This window comes from Mesorhizobium mediterraneum (assembly GCF_002284565.1).
Classification (GTDB): Bacteria; Pseudomonadota; Alphaproteobacteria; order Rhizobiales; family Rhizobiaceae; genus Mesorhizobium; species Mesorhizobium mediterraneum.
The window spans coordinates 365201-387990 of sequence record NZ_NPKI01000011.1; the positions used below are offsets into that span (position 1 = coordinate 365201).

A 22790-nucleotide genomic window follows, 5' to 3' on the forward strand; every position below is an offset into this window, starting at 1 on the left:
GGCGCGCCCGCGCTGCTCACCGTGTCTGCCATGGCCCCCGTCTCCGATGCATGATCAAGCGGTCGAGCCGACGACACCTTCGACGAGATAGTCCATGCTTTCCAGCTCGATCGCGGTCTCGACGAACGTCTGGCTTTCGGTTGCGACGACATCGCCCTTGTTGTTCTTCAGGGGACCCTTGATGACCGAAAAGCCGCCCTTCATCATCTCGGCGAGCGTGCCGTCGAACTGCGCGCGCGCCGCCTCGCTGACGGCGGGACCGAGCGGGCTCATCTTGACGAAGCCGTCGGCCAGTCCGCCGCGCGTGAAATTGGGCAGCGGCTTGCCGGCCATGAGGTCGTCGACGAACATCTTGTAGACTTTTGCCCAGTTCCATTCCGCGCCGGTCAGATATTTTTCGGGCGCCAGCGGGCTCTGGTTGGCGTGGTAGCCACAGATGAAGGCGCCGCGCCCCGCCGCCGTCTCGACCACCACTTTCGGGCTGTCGACATGGCAGGTGATGACGTCGGCGCCTTGATCGACCAGCGCATTGGTGGCTTCCGCCTCCTTGACCGCCAGCGACCATTCGCCGGTGAAGATCACCTGGCAGGTGATTGCCGGGTCGACCGAGCGTGCGCCAAGCAGGAAGGAATTGATGTTGAGCAGGACCTGCGGAATGGGTTTTGCCGCGACGAAGCCGATCTTCTTGGTCTTGGTGGCATGACCGGCGGCGACGCCGTTGAGATACTGGCCCATGCCGATATAGCCGAAATAGGAACCGGCATTCATCGGATGCTTGTCTTTGTTCCACATGCCGCCGCAATGGCGAAACTGAACGTCGGGGAATTTCGCGCACATGGCCAGCATGTGCGGATCGAAATAGCCGAACGAGGTTGGAAAGATCAGCGAGGCGCCGTCGAGGTTGATCATCGATTCCATCGTCTTCTGGACATCGACCGTCTCGGGGACGTTCTCCTCCTCGACAACGGAGATGCCCTCGATGGCCTTCAATGTCGCGGCACCTTCGGCATGCGCCTGGTTATAGCCGTAGTCGTCCTTCGGCCCGACATAGATGAAGCCGACAGTGGCGGCCGCGGCGAACGCCCTGCTGATCGGAAATGACGCCGAGGCCAGACCGAGCGCCGCTCCGGCGGCGGAGGTCTTGAGCAGATCGCGGCGGCTAAGCATGAATCTCTCGGTCATGTGAATGCTCCCTGTTGGACCCTTTTCCGGGTCGATTAATTCCCTTCTCACGAAAGTGCATGCAATCGGTGTGCCAGTTCAAAAGATAAAATTTATTCAATGAAATCAGCGGATGTGCCGAGCCGCCCTGCTCAAGCGAAAGGCAATTGCATACACTTTTTGCCTTTCAAATAGCCAGTTTGACATGTAGATTAAAATAGAGGCATAGAGAGGCGCGCCCGAGTCGAAACTGGCCGGCGAGCCGCTTGCCGCATAGCCGCGAACAGACTGGACGGAGGAGAATTGTCGGGGAAGCGCAGCTTGATCAGGTCGGGCACGACCGTCGATCAGATGGTGAGGGCGATCGGTGACCGGATCGTCACCGGCTTCCTGCGCCCCGGCGAAAAGCTCGACGAGGCCTCGCTGGCGGCCCGTTTCGATGTCTCGCGCACCCCCGTCAGGGAGGCGCTTGGCCGGCTGAGCGCCATGGGGCTGGTCGAAAGGCGGCCCAACCGGGGCGCCACCGTCGCCGTGGTGACGCAGGAGCATCTCGCCTCGATGTTCGAGAGCATGGCCGAGCTTGAAGCGATCTGCGCGCGGTTCTCGGCCGAGCGCATGACCGCCGGCGAGCGCCGCGCGCTCGAGGTCGAGCATCAGGCATCGGCGCGCCTTGTGCAGTTGGCTGCGGAGGAGGATTATGAGTATTTCAACACCGAGTTCCACACCCGGCTCTATCGCGGCGCGCACAGCAAGCACATCTATGAACTGACCGTCATGACGCGCAGCCGGCTGGCGCCGTTCCGGCGCGCGCAATTCATGCTGCCGGGCCGCCTGGCCAAATCCTGGCAGGAACACGACGTCATCGTTACCGCGATCATGCGCGGTGACGGCGCCGCCGCGGGAAACGCAGCCAAGGATCATGTTTCGATCGTCAGCGAGGCGAGCGCCGTTTTTGCCGCGGTTGACCCGATGAAGTCGGAGACGGATTCGATCGGAGTGTCTTCCTACAAGTGAAAATCTGACGCTCGGTACCCGACGTGGAAGACGTTTTCCGACCCACCCCATCGCAGACTCTCGCCCAATGGACTCGCAGCGTGGCCCCCAATACAATCCCGGTCCCGTGGGCCTCCGAAGGCTGATGCATGACATGGCAGAAGAACGCGTCCAACGCCGCCTTGCTGCGATATTGGCAGCCGATGTGGTCGGCTACAGCCGCCTCATGGAGCGGGACGAGGCTGGGACCCTTGTTGCCATCAAGTCCCGTCGCAAAGACATCCTACAGCCACTGCTCGCCAAGCATAATGGCCGCATCGTCAAGCTGATGGGTGACGGGGTGCTGGTGGAATTTGCCAGCGCCGTGAATGCTGTCCAATGCGCGGTCGAGCTCCAGAACGCGATGGCAGCTGCCAACGCCGACGTGCCCCAAGATTCCCGGATTGTGCTGCGCGTCGGAATCAACCTGGGCGACGTGATGGTCGAAGGCGGCGATCTCTATGGTGATGGAGTCAACATCGCGGCTCGGCTCGAGGCCTTGGCTGATGCTGGGAGCATCGTCGTCTCTCGCACTGTCTTCAACCACGTCCGGGGCAAGGTGAAGCTCGGATTCGATGATCTCGGCGAGCAGCAACTCAAGAACATCGCCGAGCGGGTGCGGATCTACCGACTGCGGCCGGACCGCGAAGCGGCGATGGCGCGGCCTGCCTTGGCGCTTCCCGACAAGCCGTCGATTGCCGTTCTGCCGTTCACTAACATGAGCGGCGATCCGGAGCAGGAGTATTTTAGCGACGGCATGGTGGAGGACATCATAGCGGCGCTGTCCCGGGTGCGCAGCTTCTTCGTGATCGCGCGGAATTCGAGTTTCACCTACAAAGGCAAAGCGGTCAATGTGAAGCAGGTCGGGCTCGAACTCGGCGTGCGTTACGTGCTGGAAGGGAGTGTCCGCAAGGCGGGCAATCGGGTCAGGATCACGGGACAGCTCATCGAGGCGGAAAGCGGGAATCATGTCTGGGCTGATCGCTTTGATGGCAGTCTCGAAGACGTATTCGAACTGCAAGATGGGGTGACCCAGAGCGTGGTCGGTGCGATCGCTCCGAAGCTTCAGCGAGCGGAAATCGATCGCACGTCGCGAAAGCGAACCGAAGATTTGACTGCTTACGACTTTGTTCTGCGTGCCCTGCCACATGCCTGGTCAGGGTCGCCCGAAAGGAGTGCAATCGCCCACGATCTCCTTCAAAAAGCAACCGCCGTCGATCCTTCTTATGCGTATGCCTACGCGATGGCGGCCTGGTCTTTGATGTTCAGCAAGAATTCGGGTTGGCACTCTTGGCGGCCCGACCAGCAGGAGTTGTGTGTTCGGTTTGCCAGGGAAGCGCTCAAGCTCGATATGGAAGATCCAGCCGTACTGTGGGCATCCGCTACGGCGCTCGCAAGTGTCGTACACGAACATGAACATGCTCTCGAGCTGATCGAGCGCTCGTTGGCAATCGACCATAATTCCGCACAGGCCTGGGCAGCAAAAGGTTGGGTGACTTCCTGGATCGGACTTGATGGGATCCCTTCGTTGGAAAGGGCAATGCGATTGAGCCCGTTCGACCCGCTGTTGTACCTTTTTCATGCCTCGATTGCTGAGTGCCACCTTGCGGCAAGAAGGCACGAGATGGCATTGGAATGGTCTCTCCGCGCCATGCGAGAACATCCAGAACCTCCTCCATTCGTGCGGCGGGTGCTCGCCGCCTCGTACGCTCGCCTCGGGCTAGTTGAAGAAGCGCGACGGGTGGTGGCAGGCATACTGGCGGAAAGCCCAAGCTTTACTGTGAGGACCTGGCTAGAGATAACCGCCCAGCGTGGTCCGCACGTCCAATACCTCGCTGAGAGCCTCCGTCTCGCTGGCCTCCCCCAGTGAGTAGGCATCGAGTCGCACGCGTCAAAGAGAATCTCCCGTCGGACTCTTATGTCAAGCGGGACCACTAGCAATCAGGCAAACTGCCCAATCCGTCGGCGATGCGATGATTTTCGCGTCACTCGTGCGAATGCTCGAAGCCGCACAGGCCCACAGATGCCGGCCTTTTGGCATAATTCGGCATTGGCATGCTCCTTGCATCGTTGGTGATGTGCAGAGCGTCTAGGGTTCCGGCCGCGACAAAGCGGTGCTGGTCCAAGAGATGCGACCGCCAGGGGTGCACTGAGGCATCCGGCGGAACACGGCGGGCCAAAATCCCGGGAGAACCCTGCACGGGTTTGCTGGCGCGAACCTCTCCCGGATGCGCGCTCCGTAAACCCCAACATAAAGTCCGGACGCAATCCGGATCGCGAACAGGGGTACGCAATGCTTCGCAAGCTGGCCGCAATCATCCTAGCCGCATCACTCAGCCTTTCCATGATTTCCGCCGCCGACGCGGCGCCCAAGAAAGACTTCAAGATATGCTGGTCGATCTATGTCGGCTGGATGCCGTGGGGCTATCTCTCAGACAGCGGCATCATGAAGAAATGGGCCGACAAATACGGCATCAATGTCGAAATCACCCGCATCAACGACTATGTCGAAAGCATCAACCAGTACACCGCCGGCGGCTTCGACGGCTGTTCGATGACCAACATGGACGCGCTGTCGATCCCCGCTGGCGGCGGCGTCGACACCACCGCCGTGATCATCGGCGACTTCTCCAACGGCAATGATGCGGTGATCCTCAAGGACAAGTCCGCGCTCGCCGATATTGCCGGCCAGAAGGTCAATCTCGTCGAGCTCTCCGTCTCGCATTACCTGCTGGCGCGGGCGCTGGACACGGTCAAGCTCGCCGAGAAGGACATCACCGTCGTCAACACATCCGACGCCGACATGGTCGCCGCCTATGGCACCAGCGACGTCACCTCCGTCGTCACCTGGAACCCACTGGTTTCCGAGATCACCGCCATGCCGGGTGCTCGCAAAGTGTTCGATTCCTCGCAGATTCCTGGCGAGATCATCGACATGATGGTCGTCAACACCGAGACGCTGAAGGACAATCCAGCGCTGGGCAAGGCGCTTGTCGGCGCATGGTACGAAGCGATGGACCTGATGACCTCCGACACGCCGGAAGGCAAGGCAGCCAAGGAGGAGATGGCCAAGGCTTCCGGCACGGACCTCGCCGGCTTCGACGCGCAGCTCGCCTCGACGGCGATGTTCTTCGACCCTGCCAAGGCGGTCGAGTTCACCAACGGCGCCGAATTGCCGAAGACGATGGATCTTGTCCGCAACTTCCTGTTCAGCCACGGCATTCTCGGCACCAACGCGGCGAGTGTCGACGTGATCGGCATGAGCTTTCCCGACGGATCCACGCTGGGCGACGCCAAAAACGTCAAGCTGCGTTTCGATCCAGCCTTTATGGCCGAGGCCGCAACCGCAACGCCCTGACACGACATGTTGGCCAGGGGACCGAGCGACATGAATACAGTCTCCGAAACGGGCGGGGAGGGCATGCGTCCTTCCCGGCCAAGGCCGAAGGTGCGCCTTCGCATGATCAATGCGAAGGTCTCGCGCGGCAGCGCCTTGTTCCTCGGCGGCTTGCCGTTCTTGTTCGTGGCGATCGCCTATCTGATCGCCTCGGCGCAACGACTGGCGGTCAATCCCAGCGATAAGCTGCTGCCTTCGCCGGCACAGATGTGGTCGGCCTTTCTTGACCTTGCCACGGTTCCGGACAAACGCTCGGGCGATCTCATCCTGTGGGTCGACACCTATGCCAGTCTCCTCAGGCTGTTCGCCGGCGTGGGTGTTGCCACCTTCGCGGCGCTTTCGCTCGGCGTCGCCATCGGCTTCATTCCACGGGTGCGGGCCTTCCTGCTGCCCTTCGTCACCGTCGTCTGCGTCATCCCTCCGCTGGCGCTGCTGCCTATCCTGTTCATCGCGCTCGGCCTCGGCGAAACGGCCAAGATCACGCTGATCGCCCTTGGCGTCGCGCCGGTGATGGTGCGCGACATCGCCAACCGGGTGATGGAGTTGCCGTCCGAACTGGTGGCCAAGGCACAGACGCTTGGTGGCAACAGCTGGACCATGGTCTTGCGGCTGGTGCTGCCGCAAGTCATGCCGCGCCTCATCACTTGCGTGCGGCTGGCGCTCGGGCCGGCCTGGCTGTTCCTGATCGCCGCCGAAGCCATCGCCTCGACCGAAGGGCTGGGTTACCGCATCTTCCTCGTCCGCCGCTATCTCTCGATGGACGTCATCCTGCCCTATGTCGCCTGGATCACGCTGCTTGCCGTCATCACCGATTGGCTGCTGGTGCGGCTGTCGCGGGCGGTCTCCCCTTGGGCGCATCCCGTGGAGGCCAGATGAGCCGCATCGTCGTCCATGGGCTGGAAAAGAGCTACGGCGATGCCCGCGTGCTCGAGCGGGTCAACGTCACTGCCGAAGCCGGCGAATTCCTGTCGCTGGTCGGCGCCAGCGGCTGCGGAAAATCGACGTTCCTGCGCATCCTGCTCGGCCAGGAGCAGCAGAGCAGTGGCGTCGTCATCGTCGGCGATGGCCCGATCGTCCCAGAGCCGACGCCGCAGCGTGGCATCGTCTTTCAGCGCTATTCGGTGTTTCCCCATCTGACCGCCATCCAGAACCTGCAGCTGGTCGAAGACTTTCGCTCGGGCGGGCCGTTTGGCCGCGTCTTCGGCGCCAGGCGCGCAAACGCCAGGCAAGAGGCCGAGACCATGCTGGAACGGGTCGGGCTTGCCCATGCGCGCGACCTGTATCCGACATCGCTCTCCGGCGGCATGCAGCAGCGGCTTGCGATTGCGCAGACCTTGCTCGGCCGGCCGCAGATACTGCTTCTCGACGAACCGTTCGGTGCGCTCGATCCGGGCATCCGCGTCGAGATGCACGAGCTGCTCACCGAGCTCTGGACCGAGCACGGCATGACGGTGGTGATGGTCACCCACGATATCGGCGAGGCCTTCAAGCTCGGCACCCGCGTGCTGGTCTTCGACAAGGTGCGCCACGATCCGCAGTTTCCGTCGGCTTATGGCGCGACGATCACCTACGACTTGAGGCTCGATCGCAAGACCCGGGCTTCCTCTCATCACTTGGCCAAGGTGGCCGCGATGGTCGGGACGACCCGGCCGGATACAGCAATGGCGACGACGGCGTCGTAACGGAGACCGTGTATGTTCAGAAATATCCCCGAACGCAGCCACCGCCGGGCAGGGCTCGTCGCTCGGGAGGCAAGGGAACGCTTCCACCACCCGGATTTCGATGCCCGCGGAACGCAGGGCTGGAAGTCGATCGAGGCCGAGGGAAAGCTGCCGGAAAGCGGCTGGCGCAAGGAGCAGCAATGGGCGCTCGACATGGGCCTGCCGGGATCGGAGTCGATCGTCGACAAGTCGATCCCGACATTCGCGCGCGGCGAGCTGCCGCATTTCGCCGGCATCAACACCTTTCTCAAGGCGCCCTATGTCGAGAACGTCCGCGACGTCGGCAAATATGATGCCGCCGTCATCGGCATTCCTTTCGACAGCGGCACCACCTACCGGCCGGGGACCCGCTTCGGCCCGCAAGGCATTCGTCGCATCTCGGCGCTCTACACGCCATACAACTACGAGCTCGGTGTCGACCTGCGCGAGCAGATGACGCTGTGCGATGCCGGCGACGTCTTCACCATTCCCGCCAATCTCGAAAAGAGTTTTGACCAGATCACCAAGGGCGTCAGCCATGTCGCCTCGTCCGGCGCGCTGCCGATCATGCTTGGCGGCGACCATTCGATTGGATTTCCCTGCGTGCGCGGCATCGCCGACGTGACCTCGAAACGCATCGGCATCATCCATTTCGACCGCCATATCGACATCCAGGAAAAGGATCTCGACGAGCGCATGCACACCACGCCCTGGTACTGGGCGACCAACCTGCCGAATGTCTCGGCGACCAATCTCGTGCAGCTCGGCATCGGCGGCTGGCAGGTTCCCCGCTACGGCGTCGCCGAAGCGAGGAAACGCGGCACCAACGTGCTCACCATTGCCGACATCGAGCAGATGGGGCTTGAGAAGGCGGCGGAAATCGCGCTCGAGCTCGCATGGAAAGACACCGACGCCGTCTACATCTCCTTCGACGTCGACAGCCTCGACTGCGGCTTCGTGCCGGGCACGGGCTGGCCTGAGCCGGGCGGCTTCCTGCCGCGCGAGGCGCTCAAGCTGCTTGGGCTGGTGACGGCGCCGGGCATTTGCGGGCTGGAAGTGGTCGAGGTTTCGCCGCCCTACGACACGTCGGACATCACAGCGCTGTTCGGCGTGCGGGTCGTCGTCGAGGCGCTCGGCTCGATGGTCGCTCACGGCAATCTCGGCAAGCATAAATCGATCATCGACAAACCGGTGAGTTTTTGACCATGCACGACGATCACCACCACCACAGTCACGACCATGGCGACGGCCACCATCACCACGACCATCCGCACGCGCTCGGCCACAACGGGCCCGCGGGCAAGCCGCTGCAATGGCAGACGCCGCACCTGCCGGACCAGGCTCACGAGCCGCCGGCCGATCCAGCGACGGTCGACCTCGATCTTGTCGAATCCGCTTTCCTCGAAGGCTTTGCGCGGGCGCCGGACCCGTCCAGCTTTCTACGTCTGGCCGGCATACCGTTTGTCGGTGAGAGGGCGGACGGCGTGCGGCTTCATCTGCTGCGCGTCGAGACCGAGGATCTGGTCGATGTCGGCGCGGTCATGCCGCTCGTCGGCGGCACCGGCGTCGCCTATCACCCGTTGCCGGCGCGCCTGACATCGCACCGCCGCCGCCTCGCTTTCATCTATCACGATGGCAGTGAGCAAAAGCCTCTCGGCTTCGCCGCGGCGCGCGCTCTCGCGGACCGTTCCGCCGCTTCGCAATTCACCGTTCCCGGGCACTGAAACCAGAACCCGTCACTCTCATCGAACAGGTACAACCATGAAAACATTCGCAGGCATGAAAACACTAGCAAGACTTGGCACACTTTCAGCTATGGCCGCCCTCACACCGTCGCTGGCGTTTGCCCATAGCGGCGGCCTTCACGTCCACGGCCTTTTCGCCGGCCTCGAACACCCGCTCCTCGGCATGGATCATCTGCTCGCCATGGTCGCGGTCGGCATGATTGGCGCCCGCGCCGGCGGGCGCAGCATTGCCCTTGTGCCGCTGTTCTTTGTCTCGGCGATGGTCGCCGGAGCCTTGCTCGGCATGGCCGGCATCGGCCTGCCTTCCCTTGAAACCGGCATCGCGCTGTCGCTTGTCGTCTTCGGCGCCATGATCGGCCTTGCCAGACCTCTGCCGCTTGCTGCCGCGGCTGCACTGACGGCCTTGTTCGGCCTCTTCCACGGCAATGCCCACGGCCTCGAAATTCCCGAGAGCGCCGGCGGCATCGCCTACGCTGCGGGCTTCGTGCTCGGCACATCGATGCTGCATGCGATCGGGGTCTTGTCCGTCCTCACGCTCGCCCGTTGGCCGACGACGGTCCGCACCGCGGGTGTCGCCACCTCGCTGGTTGGAATGGCCATGGCGGTCCAAGCCTTCTGAGTAAGGGACCTCTTCCGAGTGAAGCAACCGGCGCGCGGTGGGCAAACAGAACTGGAAAGCAGATGAGCCAGAGATGGTTGATGAGGCTGCGGCGCATTCGGGACATGCTGCACCAGATCCTGAAAACCCGTGCCGAACGGCTTTGAGGGGCGTGTCTTTCGCGTCCCTCCGGAATGACCGTCAGAATTCGAGCGCCTGTCTGAGTGCCGGACCGCTCCTGACGCGCAGATCGAGGTCGGCCTCGATATGGTCGATGTGGTGCAGCATCAGTGCGCTGGCGCGTTCGGAATTGCCATTTTCGAGCGCCTCGAGGATATTCATGTGCTCGCTATGGCCACAGCTCGAGACGCCCGAGCGGCCATAAAGCGCGATCACCAGCGATGAACGCGCGACCAGCTCCTCCATGAAACGCTGAAGGATGACGTTTCCCGCGACCGACGCCAGCAGCAGGTGAAAATCGCCAGAAGCCTTGATCTCCGACCGTCTTGCGCTTGGTCCGCGTTCGGCGATGAAGCGGCCCTCTTCATCGAGCTGGGCCTTGAACGCAACGACATGCGCCGGCGTCATGCGCCCGGCCGCGGCGATCGCGATGCCGGGCTCGATCAGCCGGCGCGAAGCAAAAACCTGGCGCGCTTCCTCCGGCGACGGATTGGCGACGAAGGCGCCGCGGTTGCGCTCGGTCCGCACCAAACCTTCGAAGGAGAGCATTTGCAGCGCCGCGCGGGCCACGGTGCGGCTGACGTCGAACAAAGTGCCGACCTCGCCTTCGGACAGCTTGGTTCCGGGCGCCAGCCGGCGATCGACGATCGCGTCGCGCAACTGGTCGCGGATCGCTTGGGCGCGGTCCTCGTTGGCATTGTCGACAGCAGGGAAAGTCTGGTCGGCTATATTCATGATGGTAGTCCCTGCACCTTTCTACCCTGAATCGGGTCGCGTGCACGAGGGCCAAAGTGAATACGATCCCAAAAAAGATTGCATACGATTTTTGCGGGAATCGCCCGCTATCGCCTATAATTTGTGCATTGCACAAGCGTGCCGTTTCGGCAGCCAGCCGGATGCAATCCTGATTTTCCTAAGCTTTCAATCGCTTGAGGCCGATGTGGAGCAATTGGCATGCATGATGCTTTGCTTAAGTTGATTTAGAGAGGAAGCCGGATGTCCAAAGCCGCCGAAATCGACATCGTGTCCGTTTCGAAAATCTATGGCGCAACGACTGCCGTCGAAGACATCAGCCTGAAAATTCCCGCGGGAACCTATTGCTGCCTGCTCGGCCCGTCCGGCTGCGGCAAGACCTCGACGTTACGCATGATTGCCGGGCACGAGAGCATATCGAGCGGCGACGTGCGGCTCGGCAATATTGTGGTCACCGACCTGCCGCCGGCTAGGCGCGGCACCGCCATGATGTTCCAGTCCTACGCGCTGTTTCCGCATCTCGACCTGATCGACAATGTTGCGTTCAGCCTCAAGATGAAGGGTGTCGGCAAGGAGGAGCGCCGCGCCAAGGCGCTCGTCATGCTGAAGCTGATGCAGATGGAAGCCTATGCCGGCCGCCGCCCGGCGCAGCTTTCGGGCGGACAGCAGCAGCGCGTCGCTCTGGCCCGGGCGCTGATCACCGACCCCGAGGCGCTGCTGCTCGACGAACCGCTCTCGGCACTCGATCCGTTCCTGAAGATCAGGATGCGGGCCGAACTGAAGAAGCTGCAAACGTCGCTCGGCATCACCTTCGTTCACGTCACCCATAGCCAGGAAGAGGCGATGGCGCTCGCCGATCTGATCGTGGTGATGAACGACGGCCGCATCGAGCAGGCGGCGCATCCGCGCATCGTCTTTGAGCGGCCGGCCACCGCCTTCGTCGCCCGTTTCATGGGCGATCACAACGTCGTCTCCGGCCGCGTCAGCGGCAGCCGGGACGGCATGATTGTCTTCGATGTTCCGGGTGGCGCCTCGCTTGCGGCCAGCGGCCAGGGCAAGGCGATCGGCGAGCCGATCGATATCGCCATTCGAACCGACCATGTGCGGATCGGCGACCCGCCGGCCGTGGGGCTGGGTTTCACCGGCATCGTCTCCAACGTCGAATACCGCGGCTCGACCGTGAAGCTCTCGGTCAATGGCGCCGGCATCGAGGATTTCACGGTGATCGTCGACGACACCAGCTTTTTCGCCAAGCCGGTCGCCGTCGGCGACGCGGTGCCGATCGCCTGGGACCCCGAGGACGCGATCGTCCTTGGCCGTCTCGATTCCTGAACCAGAACAACCAATCAAAAAAGGGGAACTGACATGACCAACACCACCGACAAGAAGACAGGAATTTCCCGCCGCTCGCTGCTCAAGACAGGTGCCGCCGCCGTCGGTTTTGCAGCCGGCTCCGGCGTCATCACCGGCTTCCCGACGATCTGGGCGCAGAACCCGATCACGCTGCGCCAGTTTGGCACCGGCGTGTCCAACCTCAACGCCATCGCCGACAAGTGCAAGGCCGACCTCGGCATCACGCTGGAGATGACGGCGACCGATTCCGACGCCGCCGCCCAGCGCGCGGTGACCCAGCCGGACAGCTACGACATCGCCGACATCGAATACTGGATCGCCAAGAAGGTGTATCCCTCCGGCGTGATGCAGCCGATGGATGTCAAGAAGCTGAAATATTACGACAAGATCGTGCCGCTTTTCATCACCGGCAAGCTGACGCCCGACAGCGCCATCGCGCAAGGCACCGCGCCGCACACCGTCGGCTTCGTCGAGGCACAGGACGCCAAGACCTTCGCCAAGGAACCGACCCAGTGGATGACGATGGTTCCGACCATCTACAATGCCGACACGCTCGGCATCCGCCCCGACCTTGTCGGTCGCGACATCACCACCTGGGCCGACATCATGGATCCGGCCTTCAAGGGCAAGGCCGCCATCCTCAACATCCCGTCGATCGGCATCATGGATGCGGCGATGATCATGGAAGCCATGGGCAACATCAAATATGCCGACAAGGGCAACATGACCAAGGAGGAGATCGATCAGACGATCGACTTCCTGATCAAGGCCAAGCAGGACGGCCAGTTCCGCGCGTTCTGGAAATCGTTCGACGAGAGCGTCAACCTTATGGCTTCAGGCGAAGTGGTCATCCAGTCGATGTGGTCGCCTGCGGTCGCTGCGGTCCGCTCCAAGGGCATCGCCTGCAAATACCAGCCGCTCAAGGAAGGCTACCGCTCCTGGGGCGGCGGCCTTGGCCTGGCAGCGCATCTCGAGGGCGCCCAACTCGACGCCGCCTACGAGTATATCAACTGGTACCTGTCCGGCTGGGTCGGCGCCTATCTCAACCGCCAAGGCTACTACTCGGCCGCCATGGACACGGCCAAGCAGTTCATGTCCGAGGACGAATGGGGCTACTGGGTCGACGGCAAGGCCGCCAAGGGCGATATCATGGCGCCGGACGGCAAGGTCATGGAAAAGGCGGGCGCCGTGCGCGACGGCGGCTCCTTCGTCGAGCGCATGGGCAAGGTCGCCTGCTGGAACTCGGTCATGGACGAGGACCGCTACATGGTGAAGCGCTGGAACGAATTCATCGCGGCTTGATGCAAGGCTGAGATGTTGCATTCCTTCGCGCCCCCCTCTGTCCTGCCGGACATCTCCCCCACTTGGGGGGAGATCGGCCGTCGCCGCTGCTTTCGCCAATCTCCAACTTCGCAAGAAGAGGCGCCAACAGCGAAGCTGCCAATCTCCCCCCAAGTGGGGGAGATGTCCGGCAGGACAGAGGGGGGCGCGAAGGATCACAGCTTGCCAGATTGTCGGCCCTCCGCGACACGCCCGGGCTGTTCCAGATGACCGTGGTCCTCAACCAGCCTGTAGCCACCACCGCCGCAAACCCCGCCAGACGCCGCCGGCTCTCGATCGGCACCCTCGCCCCCTACCTCCAGGCGACGCCGCTGGCGCTGATCCTCGGCACGTTCCTTCTGCTGCCGATCCTGATGATCGCCGTGGTCTCCTTCTGGGACTATGATTTCGCGGCGATGTACCCGGATTTCCTGACCACCAACTACGCCGACACGCTCGGCTCCTGGGTCACCTGGAAAACCTATCTGAATACGCTGAAATACGCCGCCATCGTCTGGGCGCTGACGCTGTTGATCGGCTTCTGGGTCGCCTATTTCCTCGCCTTCCATATCAGGACCACTGCTATGCAGATGGTGCTGTTCCTTGTCTGCACGGTGCCGTTCCTGACTTCCAACATCATCCGCATGATCTCCTGGATTCCGGTTCTTGGCCGCAATGGCCTGGTCAACTCGACGCTGGTGCAGATGGGGCTGATCCCGAAGCCGATCGAATGGCTGCTTTATTCCGAATTCGCCGTGGTGCTCGCCATGGTGCATCTCTACACCCTGTTCATGGTGACACCGATTTTCAACACGCTGATGCGCATCGACAAGTCGCTGATCGAGGCCGCGCGTGACGCCGGCGCGTCCGGCTGGCAGGTGTTGTGGAACGTCATCATCCCGCTTGCCAAGCCCGGCATGGCGATCGGCACCATCTTCGTCGTCACGCTGGTGATGGCCGACTTTTCGACCGTGCAGGTGATGTCCGGCGGGCAGAGCGCCTCCGTCGCGCTGATGATGAAGAACCAGATGTCGCTGCTGCAATATCCGGCGGCTGCCGCCAACGCGGTCGTGCTCCTGGTGCTGGTGTTGCTGATGGTCGCCGGCATCCTGCGCATCGTCGACATCCGCAAGGAGCTGTGAAGCGATGAGCCAGGACAAGCGCTCCCTCGAATTCTACGTGCTGGCAGCCTTCTTCGCTATTTTCGTGCTGTTTCTCTACGGCCCGCTTTCGGCGATTCTCATTCTTTCGTTTCAGGGCGAGAATGGCGGGCTGACCTTTCCGCTGAACGGCGTTTCGCTGCACTGGTTCGCCAATCTGTTCGAGCGCCAGGCGGTCGGCGATTTCGGCGGCAGTTTCAAACGCTCCTTCATCCTTGGCCTTATGGTGATGATCGTGACCGTTATCGTGTCGCTGCTTGCCGGTCTTGCCTTCCGCCAAAAGTTTCGTGGCGCCACCGCATTGTTCTATCTGGCCGTCGCCAGCCTCGTCGTGCCGTCGATCATCATTTCGCTCGGCATTGGCGTCGTCTTCCAGCAGATCGGCTTTCGCCCCGCCTGGTACACGTCCGCCTTCGGGGCGCATCTGACCTGGACCTTGCCCTTCGGCGTGCTCATCATGTTCGCCGTCTTCAACCGGTTCTCGCCGGCCTATGAGGAAGCCGCGCGCGACCTCGGAGCATCGTCCTGGCAGACCTTCGCGCATGTCGTCCTGCCGATGATCTCGCCCAGCCTGATCGGTGTCGGCCTGTTCGGCTTCACGCTGTCCTATGACGAGTTCGCCCGCACGCTGATGACCTCGGGCACGTTCAACACGCTGCCGCTCGAGATCTATGGCATGACGACAAATGTGACGACGCCGGTGCTCTATGCGCTGGGCACGGTGACATCAGTGTTTTCTTTCCTGGTGATCCTGCTGACGCTCGGCGCAATCGTCTATGTCGGCCGTCGCCGGGCACGTATTTGAGAACCGCAGTGCAGATCCTCGTTGTCAATCCGAACACCACCGCCAGCATGACCGAAACCATTGCAGCGGCGGCGCGGCTCGTGGCCGGCGCCGGCACGGAAATCGTCGCCGTCACCTCGTCGATGGGTCCGGTTTCGATCGAAGGCTATTATGACGAGGCGCTTGCCGTGCCGGGCCTGCTGGTCGAGATCGCCGCTGGCGAGCGCTCGGGCGCGCAGGCTGCGATCGTCGCCTGTTTCGACGACACCGGCCTCGATGCCGCGCGCGCCATGGCCAACATCCCGGTCATCGGTATCTGCGAGGCAGCGCTCAGCACGGCCTCGTTCATCGCCCAGCGCTTCACCGTCGTCACCACGACCGAGCGCTCGCGCGTGCCGGTCGAAGGGCTGGTGCAGCGCTATGGCATGGCGGGGCGGGCACGCGTGCGCGCCGCCGACATTCCGGTTCTTGCCCTCGAAGACCCGGCATCGGACGCGATCCTGAAGCTGCGCGGCGAGATCGCGCGCGCACTCGAGGAGGATCGCGCCGAGGCCATCGTGCTCGGCTGTGCCGGCATGGCCGATCTTGCGGCTGCGCTGCAGCGGGAGTTCGGCGTTCCGGTCATCGACGGTGTCGGCGCCGCCGTGAAACAGGCCGAGGCGTTGATCGCGCTTGGCCTGTCGACATCCAAGCGTGGTGCCTATGCAAACCCACTGGCAAAGCCTTATCGTGGCGCCTTGAAATCCTTCGCCCCCGGTATAGTTGCCGCCGAGTGATCGCAATGTCCCGAACGATCAGAACGCTCGCACTTGAAGAAGTGGAAACGCTTGTCGACTGGGCGGCAGCGGAGGGCTGGAATCCCGGCCTCGGCGATGCCGCAGCGTTCCACGCGGCGGATCCCGACGGCTTCATTGGCGCCTTTGTCGATGGCGAGATGGTGGCCGGTATTTCGGCCGTGGCCTATGGCGACGATTTTGGCTTCATCGGCCTGTACATCTGTCGGCCGGACAGGCGCGGAGAGGGCCATGGCAAGGCGGTCTGGGATGCCGGCACGGCGCGGCTCGGCAGCCGCACGATCGGCCTCGATGGTGTCGTTGAACAGCAGGCCAACTACCGCAGCATGGGCTTTGCGCCGGTCTACCGGACGATCCGGTTCGTCGGAGCGCCGAATGTTTCGGCAGGCACCGACAGTGACATCCGTGCCATAGGCCCTGACCTCATAGCGGATCTCTTGGGCTACGACAGCCGGTTCTTTCCCGCTCCGAGACGGTCGTTCCTGGAACACTGGCTGCGCCCGCCGCACATCGCGCTTGCGATCGTCAGGGACGGCGCAATCGAGGGATACGGCGTCGCGCGCCGATGCCGGGACGGTCACAAGATCGGCCCGCTCTTTGCCGACAGCCTGGGCGCGGCAAGCCGTCTCTTCGCCGCACTCGCCAATGCTTCCGGACCCGGAAATATCCATCTCGACGTTCCCGAGACCAGCGGGGACTTTGCAGCCCGGCTGACGGCCGCCGGTCTTCAACCGGGCTTCGAAACCGCTCGAATGTACAAGGGAAAAGCGCCGCAGCTCACGCAGCCCGGGGTCTTTGCGATGACGACCTTGGAGCTTGGTTGAGGCGGAGCGTCTATTTGTAACGCGCAAAGTCGGTTGGCACCTCCGCGCAACTTCACTTGGCACTAACTCGCGCGCTTTCTACGGCCGTTAACGGTGCCTTAAAGCCCAACGTCACAGGTCAAACACTCCTGTTGGGGAGATCCGTGACTATTGTTTATCGTTCCGCTGAAACCGCAGCCATCATCGGCCGGAGCTGGTTCTCCCAAACCCGATAGCCGGCGCCGTTGAGGTGGATCCCGTCAGTCGTGAGGTCCGGTCGTAGGCTGCCATCTCGGGAGAGAGGCACGTTAAGATCCACGAATCGGCAGTTTGCAGCCTTTGAGCACAGGGCGATGAGCGCACTGTTCAATCGCTTTATCGCGGCGTTGTGGACCTCGCTGTTCGTGAGCAACGTCGACTGGACGACGATGCTCTCCACATCCGCCAACCGATCGATGATCTTGCCGTAGGATGCAGCCACGTCGTCGGGGCTGGTTGACCTGCGAATATCGTTGATCCCGAGCATGATGAAAACCAGCCGGGGCTGCGCTGCCGTAATCTGGTCGAGCCTCAGGAGCGCGCTACCGACGCGTTCGCCAGATATGCCGCGATTGATAATCGACAGTTTGGGAAACATCTCCTGCCAATGGCCACTCGCAGTGAGAGAATCGCCAAACATCACGATGTCGGCATGTCCTTTGAATTGACGGAATTCGTCGACTTTGGCTTGCCACGCAGCGTTTTCGAACCGCATAGCAAGGGCCGTCACCAACAGAATCGACAGTATTGCGCCAAAGATCAGCGCTGCCGATGGATGGATGAAGCACTTAGGCATCTCGCGGCTCGCACACACGGATCAGATATTTTAAGGAATCGGGCGCCATGGCCAACCCGTCATTGCCAAGTTTTTGCTCTCATTCTTGGCGAGGCGTTCGGCAACTGCTCATCGATCTCCTTCAAGCGTTGCTCTAGATTAGCAAGAATGGTTTTGTCGAAGGCCAGTTTTCCGGTCTCCTCCGACACGACGAACCTACTCCAGACGCCTTCCTTTGCACGAATAGCTCCTTGCCGTAGTCGCCCTCGCTGCCGAAGTATGGCGGGTCTAGGAGAAAGGGCCGAGTGCGGCAGAGCTATCTTGCGCGTTGCATAATGCATGTCGTTGTCCCAAAACCGCTGCGCACTTTTGGGCGACATGCGTTAACCTGCCGCATCCAGCCGGTCGCGCAGCATGCTTAGGGGAAGCAGCATGTTTGGCGCATGCCGCATCAGGCCGTGGAACGGGATCGGCGACGGCGGCGCAAACGGCAGCGGCAAGTCCTGTGGCTTCACGCCATCAGCCCAATCGGCAAGCGCCTTGCCCATGCTCGTGGTCATGGCGATGCCGCGTCCGTTGCAGGCAAAGCCGGCAATCAGGCCGGGTCCGAGATCGACGAGGTGCGGCAGGAAGTCAGGCTCGACGGCAGCCATCCCCGACCAGCTATATTCAAGCGGCGGGATCCCCGGGAGGTCGAGGTGCTTTGCCAGCCGCCGCCAGATCGCTTGCGGCACCCGCGCTTCGGCGCCCAGACCGAAAATATGCATGCCGCCGGTGATCAGTCTGTTTTCCCTGTCGAAGCGGAAGGTGAAAAGATTGCGCCTTGTGTCGCCGACGCCTTGCCCGCCGGGAAGCAGGCGGGTGCGTATTTTGCGGGGCAGCGGCGCCGTCGCGATCTGGAAGATTTTTAGCGGGAAATAGGTTCGCTCAAGCGTGCGGTTCAGCGACCCGCCATAAGCGTTGGAGGCAATCAGCACCTTTCCGGCGCGTACCGAGCCCGACGCCGTCTTCAAGACCCAGCCATCCCCAATGCGATCGATCGATGTAACGAGCGTATGCTCGAAGATGCGCGCGCCGGCTTTTTCCGCAGCGTCGGCCAATCCGCGCGCATATTCGACCGGATTGAGGACGCCGCCCGAACGGTCCATCCAGCCACCGACATAACCGCGAACGCCGGTCAGCTCTTCGACCGCCCGCCTGTCCAGCGCAACAGTCGGTCTTCCGCGCCTCGCCCATTGTTCGGCGCGCGATCTGGTTTTTTCGAGAGCAGCCTGCGAATGGGCTGGCTGTATCCATCCGCTCTGGACGGCATCGCACTCGATGCCGTGCCGCCTGATCAGGTCGAAGACGAGGTCGGCGCTGCCGGCCGCGAAATCGATGAGGCGTTCGCCACGTTCTGGCCCGAGCTGGGCAATGATATCGTCGGGGTCTCTTTTCGCGAAATTCGGCACGACGAAGCCGGCATTCCTGCCGGTTGCTCCCCAGGCGATGATTTCCGCTTCGAGGACGGCGACCGAGATGCCTTTCTCGGCGCTGTGCAGCGCGGTGGAAAGGCCTGAAAACCCGCCGCCGACAATTGCCAGATCGACATCGAGTGCGCCTTCGAGCGCGGGCCGATCACGGCGATTGCGGCTGACGGCATGCCAAAGGGAAATGCCGTGCGGCCGGATCTCAGCGCTCATGAGCCGCTCTCGCTCGCGGCCACGCGTGCACGCTTGCCGAACCTTGGACGCCGCGGCCTGTCGCCAAACAGGCCGTTCGGCCTGACCAGAAGGATGACGCACAGCATCACGCCGATGGCGACGATCTGCAGCGAGGCGGCGCGCGCCTGTTGTTCCGGCGAGAACAAGACGCTCGTCAAGGCTCCCGATCCGGCCCAAATCGCCCAGACCAGGATGCTGCCGATGACGGCGCCGATGTTGCTGCCCGAGCGACGATCAGCATCACCCAGACCTGGAAAGTCAGCGCCGGCAAATAATTGTCCGGCGCGATGAAGCCTGTGAAATGCGCCTGCAACGCGCCGGCCAGTGCCATGATGGCGCCGCCGACGGCAAAGGCCTGGACGCGGTAGAAACGCGCGCTTTTCCCCAGGGATATCGCGGCCCGCTCATCCTCGCGAAGCGCCTTCAACACGCGCCCCCACGGGCTGCGCGACAGATGCTCCAGCGCGAGATAGACGATCAGTGTCACCACCGAGACGACGGCTAGGTTCGACAGGTTGAACAGCAACGGCGTCTCCGCGAGGCCGCCGAAGGGACGCGGAATGAAGCCGATGCCGAAGGGGCCGCCGGTCAGTTTTTGGGCGTTGAGCGCCACCAGCTGCACGACGACGGCAACGCCGAAGGTGGTGATCGCCAGATAGTCCGATCTCAGGCGCAGCGTGGCGATGCCGGTGATCGCGGCGGCGACCCCGCCAACGACCATCGCGCCCAGCCAGCCGACAAGGATCGGCAGGCCGAAGCCGCCGAGGCGTGCGGCATCGTCGGGCGTGGTCAGCAGCGCCGAGGTGTAGGCGCCGATGGCGACAAAGCCGGCGAGCCCGACATTGAAAAGCCCGGTCAGCCCCCATTGCAGGTTGAGCCCGAGCGTGACGAGCGAAAAGATCAGCGCGGTGGTCAGGAAGAAAGCGCCGTAGCCGAGCAGATCCATCAGCGTTCTCTCACTCCGAAAAGGCCGATGGGCCGCACGAACAGCACGGTCATCAGGATGATGAAGGAGACGGCCGCCCGCCATTCGGCGCCGATCAACTGCACTGCGCCGGCTTCGGCGAGACCAATGATCAAGCCGCCGAGAACGGCGCCAGGCACGCTGCCGATGCCGCCGAGGATGGCGGCCGCGAACATCGGCAGCAGCATGTCGAAACCCATGAATGGGCGGATCTGGATGAGAATGCCGATCATGACGCCGGCGACGCAGGCTAGCGCCCCGCCGACGATCCAGGTGACGCGCACGACCTTGGCGACGTCGATGCCGACAATGCGGGCCAATGCCGCGTTCTGGCTCAGTGCCTGCATCGAGCGGCCGGTCTGGGTGCGGGTCATCAGGAGATGCACGCCGAGCACCAGAACGGCGGTCAGAAGCAGCAGCGCGATCTGGTCGGGGGTGATGCGAATGCCGAAGCCGACCGGCATGGCGATCTGGATGGCCCGGCTGAAATAGGTCGGACGCGAGGTGAAGATAAATTCGAGCAGGCTTCTCAGCGCCATCGAGGCGCCGAAGCTCGCCATCACCACGATGATCGCCTGGCCCTTGGCCCGCAGCCGCGCGAAAAGCATCAGGTCGAGCAGCAACGCCAGCAAGCCGGTGATCGCCATGCCGATCACCACCGCGGCGATCAACGGCCAGCCGAAGGAGAGCGGAGCGATCGGCGCGATCTTGCCGAACATCGCGCCGATGGCGCCGACGGCGGCGAGCGTCGCATAGGCGCCCCAGGCCATGAAGTCGCCGTGCGCGAAGTTCGAGAAGCGCAAGATCGAATAGGTGAGCGTCACGCCGATGGCGCCGAGGCCGATCATCGAACCTGCCAGCAGTCCGTCGACGACAAATTGCAGGTTCATGCCGCGCTTCCTTTGCCGGAGTGCCGGTCTCTTTCAGGATCGAGGCGGCGCTGGCCGAGATAGAGCTCGGCGACGACCGGATCGTTCCAGAGCTCGGAGGCGACGCCCTCGTGCCGGTCCTTGCCTTCGACCAGAACATAGGCGCGGTCGCCGATGGCAAGCGCTGCCTTGGCGTTCTGTTCGACCAGCAGAATAGTGACGCCGGATATGCGTATACCGGCCAGCATCTCGAACACCATCGCCACGAATTTCGGCGACAGGCCGGCCGACGGCTCGTCGAGCACCAGCACCTTGGGATGGACGATCAATGCCCGGGCGACGGCCAGCATCTGCCGCTGTCCGCCCGAAAGGTTGCCGGCGACGGTCTTGCGCTGACGGGCGAGATCGGGGAAGGCCGCATACATTTCCCCGATGCGGGCAGGGATCTCGCGCGGCTTCAGGATGCCGCAGGCGACCTTCAGATTGTCCTCGACCGACATTAGCGGGAAGATGTTTTCGGTCTGCGGCACGAAGGCGAGGCCGAGGCGGACCATGGTGTGGGCGGGTGCGGCGGTGATGTCGCTGCCGTCCAGCAGCACCGTGCCGCCGGTGATCGGGACAAGGCCGGCGATCGCCTTGATCAAGGTCGATTTGCCGGCGCCGTTGGGGCCGAGAACGACGACGATCTCGCCCTTGCCGACGGTGATCGAGGCGCCGCGCACGATCGGCACACCTGGCTCATAGCCGGCTTCGAGATTGCGGACATCGAGAACCCTTTGGCTCATGCCGCGCCTCCGAGATAGGCCTCGATGACGCGCGGGTCGCGTGCCACCTCGTCCGGGCTGCCTTCGCACAGAAGCTGGCCGCTCGCCATGACCAGCACACGGTGGCAGAGCCGCGTCACCATGTCGATATTGTGCTCGATCAGCAGGAAGGTGATGCCGCTTCTGTTGATGTCGCGAATGCGGTCGATGATGACTTCGAGCAGCGTCGCGTTGACGCCGGCCGCCGGCTCATCGAGCAGGATGATCGCCGGGTTGGCCATCATGACGCGGGCGAGCTCGAGCAGCTTGCGCTGGCCGCCGGAAAGCACGCGCGCCGGTTCGTGCGCCAGGCGGGCGAGCGTGACGAGCTCGAGCAATTCGATGGCTCTCGTCTCGGCAGCCCGCTCTTCGGCGGCGACCCGCCGAGGTGTCAGGAAATTGGCGAGCAGCCGCTCTCCGGCCTGCCCCTGCGCCGCCAGCATGACGTTTTCGATCAGCGTCAGGTTGGGCAAGGGCCGGGGGATCTGGAAGGTGCGGCCAAGGCCGCGGCCGATGCGGCGATGGGCAGCTTCCCCTGATACGAGCACGCCGTTGAGAAGGATTTCGCCGCTGGTCGGCAGGATGCTGCCGGCCAGCAGGTCGAACATCGTCGTCTTGCCGGCGCCGTTCGGGCCGATGAGGCCGAGTATCTCACCCGGCCGGACGTCAAACGAGACATTGTTGACCGCGACGAGCCCGCCGAAGCGCCTGACGACGTTCCTGGCCGTCAGAACCGGCGTGCGGGTCTCCGCCCGCTGTTGTGCGGTTGTGTCACTCATGGAACCCTCTGGCCGAAAGCGATCACCGCCGCCTTCTGGTTTGATTTGTGATCACACTTGCTTTGATCACGCTATTCG

General features: G+C 62.9%; 22 protein-coding genes, 1 pseudogene and 1 riboswitch. Of the genes and pseudogenes, 14 read left to right on the forward strand and 9 right to left on the reverse strand.

The window, feature by feature from the left end:
• Nucleotides 1-54 precede the first annotated feature (54 nt).
• Nucleotides 55-1182: a BMP family ABC transporter substrate-binding protein gene (locus CIT25_RS06860; protein ID WP_095483784.1), complete on the reverse strand. Its 1128-nt coding sequence runs from the start codon at nucleotides 1180-1182 to the stop codon at nucleotides 55-57.
• 300 nt (nucleotides 1183-1482) lie between these two features.
• On the opposite strand from CIT25_RS06860, the gene CIT25_RS06865 reads away from it, so the two are divergent.
• From CIT25_RS06865 to CIT25_RS06900, 8 genes are all read left to right on the forward strand, one after another.
• Entirely contained in the window at nucleotides 1483-2175 is a 693-nt protein-coding gene (locus CIT25_RS06865) for a GntR family transcriptional regulator (protein WP_185928188.1), read from the forward strand.
• A 133-nt stretch (nucleotides 2176-2308) separates the two neighbouring features.
• The gene (locus tag CIT25_RS06870; protein ID WP_095484007.1) at nucleotides 2309-4063 is read left to right on the forward strand and encodes an adenylate/guanylate cyclase domain-containing protein; all 1755 of its coding nucleotides are present in this window, start codon (nucleotides 2309-2311) and stop codon (nucleotides 4061-4063) included.
• A gap of 208 nt (nucleotides 4064-4271) precedes the next feature.
• Nucleotides 4272-4386: riboswitch (guanidine-I (ykkC/yxkD leader) on the forward strand.
• 100 nt (nucleotides 4387-4486) lie between these two features.
• On the forward strand, nucleotides 4487-5551 hold the full coding sequence (locus CIT25_RS06875) for a putative urea ABC transporter substrate-binding protein (protein WP_095483786.1): 1065 nt from the start codon (nucleotides 4487-4489) through the stop codon (nucleotides 5549-5551).
• A gap of 63 nt (nucleotides 5552-5614) precedes the next feature.
• Nucleotides 5615-6466: an ABC transporter permease gene (locus tag CIT25_RS06880; protein WP_164547257.1), complete on the forward strand. Its 852-nt coding sequence runs from the start codon at nucleotides 5615-5617 to the stop codon at nucleotides 6464-6466.
• A complete protein-coding gene (locus CIT25_RS06885; RefSeq protein WP_095483788.1) occupies nucleotides 6463-7272 on the forward strand; it encodes an ATP-binding cassette domain-containing protein in 810 nt (269 codons plus the stop codon). The genes CIT25_RS06880 and CIT25_RS06885 overlap by 4 nt, the downstream gene beginning before the upstream one ends.
• A 12-nt stretch (nucleotides 7273-7284) precedes the next feature.
• The gene (locus tag CIT25_RS06890) at nucleotides 7285-8493 is read left to right on the forward strand and encodes an agmatinase family protein (RefSeq protein WP_095483789.1); all 1209 of its coding nucleotides are present in this window, start codon (nucleotides 7285-7287) and stop codon (nucleotides 8491-8493) included.
• 2 nt (nucleotides 8494-8495) lie between these two features.
• Nucleotides 8496-9014, forward strand: coding sequence for a hypothetical protein (locus CIT25_RS06895; protein ID WP_095483790.1), 519 nt, complete (start codon nucleotides 8496-8498; stop codon nucleotides 9012-9014).
• Nucleotides 9015-9051: 37 nt separating this feature from the next.
• Nucleotides 9052-9654, forward strand: a complete 603-nt coding sequence (locus CIT25_RS06900; RefSeq protein ID WP_206072921.1) for a HupE/UreJ family protein — start codon at nucleotides 9052-9054, stop codon at nucleotides 9652-9654.
• Nucleotides 9655-9834: 180 nt separating this feature from the next.
• On the opposite strand, the gene CIT25_RS06905 is transcribed toward CIT25_RS06900, so the two are convergent.
• Nucleotides 9835-10548: a GntR family transcriptional regulator gene (locus CIT25_RS06905; protein WP_095483792.1), complete on the reverse strand. Its 714-nt coding sequence runs from the start codon at nucleotides 10546-10548 to the stop codon at nucleotides 9835-9837.
• A 261-nt stretch (nucleotides 10549-10809) separates the two neighbouring features.
• On the opposite strand from CIT25_RS06905, the gene CIT25_RS06910 reads away from it, so the two are divergent.
• From CIT25_RS06910 to CIT25_RS06940, 6 genes are all read left to right on the forward strand, one after another.
• Nucleotides 10810-11898, forward strand: a complete 1089-nt coding sequence (locus CIT25_RS06910) for an ABC transporter ATP-binding protein (protein ID WP_095483793.1) — start codon at nucleotides 10810-10812, stop codon at nucleotides 11896-11898.
• Between the two features lie 33 nt (nucleotides 11899-11931).
• On the forward strand, nucleotides 11932-13221 hold the full coding sequence (locus CIT25_RS06915; RefSeq protein ID WP_095483794.1) for an ABC transporter substrate-binding protein: 1290 nt from the start codon (nucleotides 11932-11934) through the stop codon (nucleotides 13219-13221).
• A 245-nt stretch (nucleotides 13222-13466) separates the two neighbouring features.
• Nucleotides 13467-14381: an ABC transporter permease gene (locus tag CIT25_RS06925; RefSeq protein ID WP_095483796.1), complete on the forward strand. Its 915-nt coding sequence runs from the start codon at nucleotides 13467-13469 to the stop codon at nucleotides 14379-14381.
• A gap of 4 nt (nucleotides 14382-14385) precedes the next feature.
• The gene (locus CIT25_RS06930) at nucleotides 14386-15204 is read left to right on the forward strand and encodes an ABC transporter permease (protein WP_095483797.1); all 819 of its coding nucleotides are present in this window, start codon (nucleotides 14386-14388) and stop codon (nucleotides 15202-15204) included.
• Between the two features lie 8 nt (nucleotides 15205-15212).
• Nucleotides 15213-15959: an aspartate/glutamate racemase family protein gene (locus CIT25_RS06935; protein ID WP_095484008.1), complete on the forward strand. Its 747-nt coding sequence runs from the start codon at nucleotides 15213-15215 to the stop codon at nucleotides 15957-15959.
• 5 nt (nucleotides 15960-15964) lie between these two features.
• Nucleotides 15965-16801, forward strand: a complete 837-nt coding sequence (locus CIT25_RS06940; RefSeq protein WP_095484009.1) for a GNAT family N-acetyltransferase — start codon at nucleotides 15965-15967, stop codon at nucleotides 16799-16801.
• A 154-nt stretch (nucleotides 16802-16955) separates the two neighbouring features.
• On the opposite strand, the gene CIT25_RS06945 is transcribed toward CIT25_RS06940, so the two are convergent.
• The 7 genes and pseudogenes from CIT25_RS06945 to CIT25_RS06970 form a co-directional block, all read right to left on the reverse strand.
• Nucleotides 16956-17615 carry a GDSL-type esterase/lipase family protein gene (locus tag CIT25_RS06945; protein ID WP_095483798.1) on the reverse strand — a complete coding sequence of 220 codons (660 nt, stop codon included), beginning with the start codon at nucleotides 17613-17615 and terminating at the stop codon, nucleotides 16956-16958.
• Between the two features lie 59 nt (nucleotides 17616-17674).
• Entirely contained in the window at nucleotides 17675-17803 is a 129-nt protein-coding gene (locus CIT25_RS38070; RefSeq protein WP_280953348.1) for a hypothetical protein, read from the reverse strand.
• A gap of 174 nt (nucleotides 17804-17977) precedes the next feature.
• Nucleotides 17978-19276: an NAD(P)/FAD-dependent oxidoreductase gene (locus tag CIT25_RS06950; protein ID WP_095483799.1), complete on the reverse strand. Its 1299-nt coding sequence runs from the start codon at nucleotides 19274-19276 to the stop codon at nucleotides 17978-17980.
• Nucleotides 19273-20246, reverse strand: a pseudogene (locus CIT25_RS06955) (branched-chain amino acid ABC transporter permease). The gene CIT25_RS06950 and the pseudogene CIT25_RS06955 overlap by 4 nt, the downstream one beginning before the upstream one ends.
• Nucleotides 20243-21151, reverse strand: a complete 909-nt coding sequence (locus CIT25_RS06960; RefSeq protein WP_095483800.1) for a branched-chain amino acid ABC transporter permease — start codon at nucleotides 21149-21151, stop codon at nucleotides 20243-20245. The pseudogene CIT25_RS06955 and the gene CIT25_RS06960 overlap by 4 nt, the downstream one beginning before the upstream one ends.
• Nucleotides 21148-21915, reverse strand: coding sequence for an ABC transporter ATP-binding protein (locus CIT25_RS06965; protein ID WP_095483801.1), 768 nt, complete (start codon nucleotides 21913-21915; stop codon nucleotides 21148-21150). Before CIT25_RS06965 ends, CIT25_RS06960 begins: the two co-directional genes overlap by 4 nt.
• Complete coding sequence (locus CIT25_RS06970) at nucleotides 21912-22712, reverse strand: ABC transporter ATP-binding protein (protein WP_095483802.1); 801 nt, start codon at nucleotides 22710-22712, stop codon at nucleotides 21912-21914. Before CIT25_RS06970 ends, CIT25_RS06965 begins: the two co-directional genes overlap by 4 nt.
• Between the last annotated feature and the right edge of the window lie 78 nt (nucleotides 22713-22790).

Coding starts and splice junctions, on each gene's coding strand:
- CIT25_RS06915 (WP_095483794.1), top strand. CDS start 11,932: ATGACCAACACCACCGACAAGAAGACAGGAATTTCCCGCCGCTCGCTG.
- CIT25_RS06960 (WP_095483800.1), bottom strand. CDS start 21,151: ATGAACCTGCAATTTGTCGTCGACGGACTGCTGGCAGGTTCGATGATC.
- CIT25_RS06970 (WP_095483802.1), bottom strand. CDS start 22,712: ATGAGTGACACAACCGCACAACAGCGGGCGGAGACCCGCACGCCGGTT.
- CIT25_RS06875 (WP_095483786.1), top strand. CDS start 4,487: ATGCTTCGCAAGCTGGCCGCAATCATCCTAGCCGCATCACTCAGCCTT.
- CIT25_RS06880 (WP_164547257.1), top strand. CDS start 5,615: ATGCGTCCTTCCCGGCCAAGGCCGAAGGTGCGCCTTCGCATGATCAAT.
- CIT25_RS06905 (WP_095483792.1), bottom strand. CDS start 10,548: ATGAATATAGCCGACCAGACTTTCCCTGCTGTCGACAATGCCAACGAG.
- CIT25_RS06890 (WP_095483789.1), top strand. CDS start 7,285: ATGTTCAGAAATATCCCCGAACGCAGCCACCGCCGGGCAGGGCTCGTC.
- CIT25_RS06910 (WP_095483793.1), top strand. CDS start 10,810: ATGTCCAAAGCCGCCGAAATCGACATCGTGTCCGTTTCGAAAATCTAT.
- CIT25_RS06885 (WP_095483788.1), top strand. CDS start 6,463: ATGAGCCGCATCGTCGTCCATGGGCTGGAAAAGAGCTACGGCGATGCC.
- CIT25_RS06895 (WP_095483790.1), top strand. CDS start 8,496: ATGCACGACGATCACCACCACCACAGTCACGACCATGGCGACGGCCAC.
- CIT25_RS06945 (WP_095483798.1), bottom strand. CDS start 17,615: ATGCCTAAGTGCTTCATCCATCCATCGGCAGCGCTGATCTTTGGCGCA.
- CIT25_RS06870 (WP_095484007.1), top strand. CDS start 2,309: ATGGCAGAAGAACGCGTCCAACGCCGCCTTGCTGCGATATTGGCAGCC.
- CIT25_RS06950 (WP_095483799.1), bottom strand. CDS start 19,276: ATGAGCGCTGAGATCCGGCCGCACGGCATTTCCCTTTGGCATGCCGTC.
- CIT25_RS06900 (WP_206072921.1), top strand. CDS start 9,052: ATGAAAACATTCGCAGGCATGAAAACACTAGCAAGACTTGGCACACTT.
- CIT25_RS06940 (WP_095484009.1), top strand. CDS start 15,965: ATGTCCCGAACGATCAGAACGCTCGCACTTGAAGAAGTGGAAACGCTT.
- CIT25_RS06965 (WP_095483801.1), bottom strand. CDS start 21,915: ATGAGCCAAAGGGTTCTCGATGTCCGCAATCTCGAAGCCGGCTATGAG.
- CIT25_RS06860 (WP_095483784.1), bottom strand. CDS start 1,182: ATGACCGAGAGATTCATGCTTAGCCGCCGCGATCTGCTCAAGACCTCC.
- CIT25_RS06930 (WP_095483797.1), top strand. CDS start 14,386: ATGAGCCAGGACAAGCGCTCCCTCGAATTCTACGTGCTGGCAGCCTTC.
- CIT25_RS06925 (WP_095483796.1), top strand. CDS start 13,467: ATGACCGTGGTCCTCAACCAGCCTGTAGCCACCACCGCCGCAAACCCC.